Consider the following 5,483-nt stretch of genomic DNA (forward strand, 5'->3'; position numbering starts at 1 on the left):
CGAGCCGTTACCTGGCGCACCTGTTCGAGGTGCTGCCGACGCTCACCTCGCTGGACCAACTCGATGCTCTGCTCCCGCAGAATCTCGATCGGGCCGCGCTCAACCCGGACTGACCGAGGATGCGGTTCGTCCACCGCTTACAAACAATCGAGTGTCTCATCGGCGTTGACAGGTTCCGCCAGCCAGAAGAGCGGGACCCCAGGCAGGTAGGGCCGACAAGGTGGAAGCGGGGCCGGACACGACCTTGAGCCCCAGTAATGAACCAAGAAGCTCCATCGGGCCATCTCCCCTAATGACCGCGCAAACATGAGAGTTCTCAACGCAACCGGATACTATCGTCCGATCACCCGTATCTGGGTTGATACGAAACACAGAGTACTCAGGAACGGCGTCGTTCTCGTTTTCGATCCTCATCCTGCCGACCATGAAGATTTCGCCGCTGCGATCAACGGCCAGACCAGAGCCTAGATCCGACACGAATCCGAATCCGGCCCCGATGGTGCTGGAGCACGCATCGTCGGTACACCCCGAGATTACGGTCCGGTCCCCAGTCGCGGGATCAATCGTGATGATCGAAACGAGCCCAAGCGGACCCAACTCACCAGCGGCCAGAATGTCGTCCGGCGCTACCGAGGCCGTAGCAGCCGATTGGAGTCCGAAAACCAGAGCAAGTATGCAGATGATGAACATTGAGTCTCCTCCCTCAAACGCTTTGTTCCGGTGAGTCCCGAACACCCATCAGTCCTTTGCCAAGGTGCCACCCTCGACCAAGCGTAGGACCTCACCGTCGCCGCTTCGATCGAACATGTCTCTGCAATAGACCCCGCACGTAGGCAGAGACGCCTTCGTCCCCCGCGAACTGCCCCAGAGCATCGAGGAGACTCCGCTCGACCCGCACGCTGAGCATTGCGGACTCCTTAAGCGTCGGGGGCCGCCCTGCGCCTTCACGCCGGCCCCCGTGCTTTCTCTTTTTGGCTGAACTTCCCACTCGGAGAGAATAGGTAGAGAGGTTGAATTCGTCATGCTTATTTGAATATGTCACACTGAATTCATGAAGGCAGCAATCTACGCAAGGTGCTCCACAGCGGATCAGACGGTCGATCTCCAACTCGATGGCCTGAGGGATTACGCCAAGGCCCGGGACTTCGAGATCGTGGAGGAGTACCTGGACGAAGGCATCAGCGGCTCCAAGACCAAGCGGCCTGAACTCGATCGCCTGCTGGCCCGACTACCGGCTCTTAACAGCCGAAAATGGATGGTCTTATTACGGTGATAGGGGTGCTAAACTTCCTATCCGCATCAGAACTCCCTTCTGATGATGTGGTTGGAGAAGCAATGATGGCATGTGAACTGATAGTGAACCCTCCGGATGCCGAAGGCGACCCCGCGACCGAACGGCTATCGAGAGTCCGCATCACAGGCTCGGCACGAGACTGTCGAGAAGTACGCGTCAAATTCAACTGCGTTCGCGTCGCGATCGACCGAGTTGCCGAGGTAGTCGACGGAGAATTCCACCTTGAGGTCCGGGGCGAGGAACTCGCAGCCGGTCTTTGCGGATGCGAATCACCGGCACGCATCAGCGCTGAGTGTGTCAACGACCCCGACTGCCGGACGGAATGGTCTGGAGTGTTGCCTTGTTCCGAAGATCGGAAGTCGGATTGTGAGGCCCCCGAGGATCCGTGCGCACTCCCCTCCTTCCGAGCGGGGCCGCATCATACGGTGCACTTCCACCAGATCGTACCCCTCGCGGATGTCGACTCGCCGTCGGGCAAGCCGAACCCAGACGGGAACGCGCCGCGCCCCGTGATCGGCGGCGCACGACCGAAGAGCTGGGACGGTGTGCACCTGCGCCTGGGTGCGCTGATTCGATTCGAGCAGCAGTGGCATTTCGAACGTCTCGAGGCTTTCGACGTAGCGGCGACACTCTCCCTCGCCCCTCTCGAGATCGCGCATCTCAAGATCACAAGCACGCGAAGGGAGACGCTGAAGTCCGAGACAACCGATTCCGACGAGCAGTCGTCCACTCGCGAACGGGGTGGATCCGAGAGCGACATACTCAAGATCACCAACTCCACATCCAAGACCGAGGGTTGGAACATCAACGGTGAAGGCTCGGTCAGCGTGAAAGACGGTGCGAACACGTACGGAGCCAAGGTCAGTGGCGGGTTCAAGAAGAGCGTGACGCGTGCTGCGAGCGCGGCAGTCAATCAGATCCGATCGCGTACATTGAAATCCACCGATGTGGAGAAGCAACTACGAAAGACTGTCGTCACTGAAACTGGAGAGTCGGTTCTCGAGGACTCCTCTACCCGAACCGTCACGAACCCGTATCGAGACCGAGCCCTGCTCATCAAGGTCTTCGATCTCGAGAAGAGATTCTGTGTCCGGCTCGTTCAGAAGTCGATTGAGCCGGTCCTACTGATTGAACTCGACTGCTTGGATTTCGATGACGACTTCATCTCGTCGAACGGTCATTGGATCGCCGAGGTGTTGATTGATGAGAACCTCGCCTCAGAATGGTCGACTGCTCTCCGAGACACGGGCGGAGGTTCGGGGTGGGATGACCGATCCACGGTCATCGCGCGCCTGGCATTGGACTACCTCTTTCAGGTGCCCGCGATCTTCGGCTTTGGAGACCCCGCAGACGACGACCCCGTTCGATCCTTCGACGCCTCACACGGCGACGCAGCTTTCGAAGACGCGATGAACAACGAATTCGGCTTCGTCTTCACAGCTCTCAACGTTGGGTTCGACATCTATCGCAACATGATCAATCCCGTGGCGCAGCAAGCCTACGACCCAAACTTCCCGCCTCCCGCGCCCGCGCAGCTGGATACTCCTCGGGACCAGACATCTGAAGAAGCTCGCGAGCAAGTTCGGCGTGATCGTCTGACGCTCGAACTCGCATCATCCCTCTTTGACTACATCAACCCCCTGTGGTCGGGGAAGGAAGAGATCGATGCCGACCAGATCAGGAAGATCCTCGACACCAAGGCCCGCACCGAGGCTTTTCGCAGGATCTCTGGATTCCTCGCTTTGGTCGCAGGGGCGGTCAAGCCGGTGATGCAACCGTCCGAAGACGCCCGCGATCGGTGGGAGGCAGATGAGCGCCTGCGAAGAATCAGGGCTCGGCTGCGGGTCCATCTCCAGATGCACTGCGGCTTCTACACAGAGCGTCTTCTCTCAAGGGAGGCATCGCTGCCCGGGGCCGGCGGTCTGCGGGGTCTTGTCGAGCACATCTTGGGCGAATCGCTGGAGGACGACGTCCGAGACCTCCTCGATGCTGGCGCGTTCGTGCTGGATGGAAACGTGATCTCCGTGCCGGCCAGCGGCTCGGATGTCAGCCTTGGGAGTCTCGCGACCCAACTTCTATCCGCCGAGCAGCGCAACCGTTTGCCCAAGGAAGACCTCGAATTGAGCGCCGACGATCTCGCGTTCGAACCCGGGTCGGTGACGACAGTCCGCATTCCCTTCGATGGCACGCAAGTAGAGGTCGTTGCCGGGAAGTGCATACTCCCCGACGTACCGAACCCTCCTGACGTGTCTGGATCAGTGATCTTCGCTGTGCGACAGCCGCTTCCGTACCGCTAATGCCCACGTCCCTCGAGAAGCAGCTCTACCTGACCGAATCTCCAGCTGAGATCCGTGCAGCACGACTGTCATCTGGAGAGGTAGCGACGATCGCTAGGAACGCGAACCGCTATCCATGGGTCTATCTCCTCTACGACTTCGCTGTGGACGACTACCGGCTGAAGCCCAAGCACGAGCAATGGCTGCGGACGACGGGGCTCAAGGAGATCCAGAAGCACGCTGCGCTGATTCCCAAGCGCCGATCGATTCAGGTGTTGGGGAGCGCATCGCGCTCCGGAACGCCAGCGGAGAATCGAGAACTCGCAGAGGCCCGAGCGGCGGCTGTGGTTTCGGAAATCCTCACGAAGGCTCAGGGTTCGGTCCTCCCCGGATCTAAAGCGAGCATCCCACCGGGCATATTCTCTGTAGTCGGCCAGAACGACTGGACGATCCTGGGCGACGCCGGAACCACCCCCGAAAAGCGGCGGTTCTTGCGAAGTGTTCGAATCGTCCTGCCAGGTTTCCGCGGAGGCCACAAACCGGGATTCAGCACGGCTCAGCGTGCTAAGGCGCTGAGCCAGATCAACGGGAGATTCCACGGTCTAGAAGCCGCTTTCTACCGTTGGTACCTCGAGAGTTGGGAGTACCTGCGACTGAATCCCTATTCGCACTGGTCCAGACGACACGAGGACGGACTCTTCTTTAGGCTACCACCCGCCACACCCTCCAACGACCGTGAGACATGGTACTACCTGCGCCAACAGTACGATGAATTCCGGGCCGCATCGGCACGTCTCCGCCGCCGGTACTTACGGGTTCAGGGGAGTCTCAAGCGGCCGGAGCCCGTTCGCGCATACCAACAGTGCGCGCGCTGGATCGCAATGGATGGCTGGACTTCTCCTAGCCATTCAAGAACACGCTGGTACCAGGCGCTACCGCACTCAGGCACCAGCAACGAGTTCATTACGGTCCAGAAAAGCCTCATCCAACTCATACAATGGATCAACCAGAAAAAGTACGGCCCGCCCGACCGCACGTGGATCAGAATCGAGCGCTACTTCGCCAAGCACGCCATCCCGATGAAGGTCGCGCGGTCCAACTCTTCGTAGCTCATGCTCACTGTCTCCATGCCCGCGGGGGTACCGCGGGCGGCTGGAGAAAGCGGACATTTCTACTTTGGACAAACCGGACATTTCTATCTGGGTACTACAGGCGAGCGTCCGAGAAGCGGTGTTCTGTCAACTCGGAGCGCGGGGAGCGCCGGGACGGTGCGCGGCTCGGGCACTTGGGCGATCGCGACCGCGTCGAACGCACCATCGGCCGGGAGGGTCGGATCCGGGACGGGGGCGACCGCGCTCCACCCCTGAGCCTCCCGGCTGCCCAGGATGTTCAGCTCCTCGAATCCTGCATCGCGCGCGAAGTGGACCGACGCGGCGTCGCCCCGCGCCGTGCTGCTGTCGGGTGTCAGGGTGAAGGTGGCCTTCCAGAGATCACGACCCTCCACGCGATCCACCACGTCCTTGAGCGTGCTCGCTACGTCGATCGCGAAGGTCGGCGGCGCAGGGAGGACCATGGCGATCGACAGACCGGCGAGGATCAGCCCGATCGCTCGCGCCGAGCGCATGGCTCGCGGTGTCGGCTCACTCCAGAAGAACGTTGCGCCCTGTGCACGCGCGCGGGGGGGAGCGTACTCGGCTTTGTCATGGCCTCCCGCTTTCGATCAGTCCGACGAGCCTGCTTGAGCACCGTCTGCTCACCTCCGGCCCCCCAGCGGTCGAGCCTCGTCCTCCCGCCGCTCCGAAGTCCCTTTGCAGCTGCCCGGCTGCCCGCGTCCGTTCGAGAGCCCCCAGATTCCCCGACTGCCGGCTCTCAACAGCCGAAAATGGATGGTCTTATTAGGGAGACAGGGGTGC

5 protein-coding genes are annotated in these 5,483 nt (G+C 60.8%); 4 read left to right on the forward strand and 1 reads right to left on the reverse strand.

Translation table 11 applies throughout. The annotated features are described in order from the left end of the window. From GY725_01585 to GY725_01600, 4 genes are all read left to right on the forward strand, one after another. A partial coding sequence (locus tag GY725_01585; GenBank protein MCP4002864.1) for a transposase domain-containing protein occupies positions 1–113 on the forward strand: 113 nt, incomplete at its 5' end. Positions 114–1,051: 938 nt separating this feature from the next. Continuing rightward, positions 1,052–1,273, forward strand: a complete 222-nt coding sequence (locus GY725_01590) for a recombinase family protein (protein MCP4002865.1) — start codon at positions 1,052–1,054, stop codon at positions 1,271–1,273. A gap of 446 nt (positions 1,274–1,719) precedes the next feature. Next, entirely contained in the window at positions 1,720–3,591 is a 1,872-nt protein-coding gene (locus tag GY725_01595; protein ID MCP4002866.1) for a hypothetical protein, read from the forward strand. Beyond that, a complete protein-coding gene (locus GY725_01600; GenBank protein ID MCP4002867.1) occupies positions 3,591–4,679 on the forward strand; it encodes an OmpA family protein in 1,089 nt (362 codons plus the stop codon). The genes GY725_01595 and GY725_01600 overlap by 1 nt, the downstream gene beginning before the upstream one ends. Positions 4,680–4,765: 86 nt before the next feature. Here the strand turns inward: GY725_01600 and GY725_01605 are convergent, their stop codons facing one another. Further along, positions 4,766–5,194, reverse strand: a complete 429-nt coding sequence (locus GY725_01605; protein MCP4002868.1) for a hypothetical protein — start codon at positions 5,192–5,194, stop codon at positions 4,766–4,768. Between the last annotated feature and the right edge of the window lie 289 nt (positions 5,195–5,483).

It is taken from the genome of bacterium, from assembly GCA_024226335.1.
Taxonomy (GTDB): Bacteria; Myxococcota_A; UBA9160; order SZUA-336; family SZUA-336; genus JAAELY01.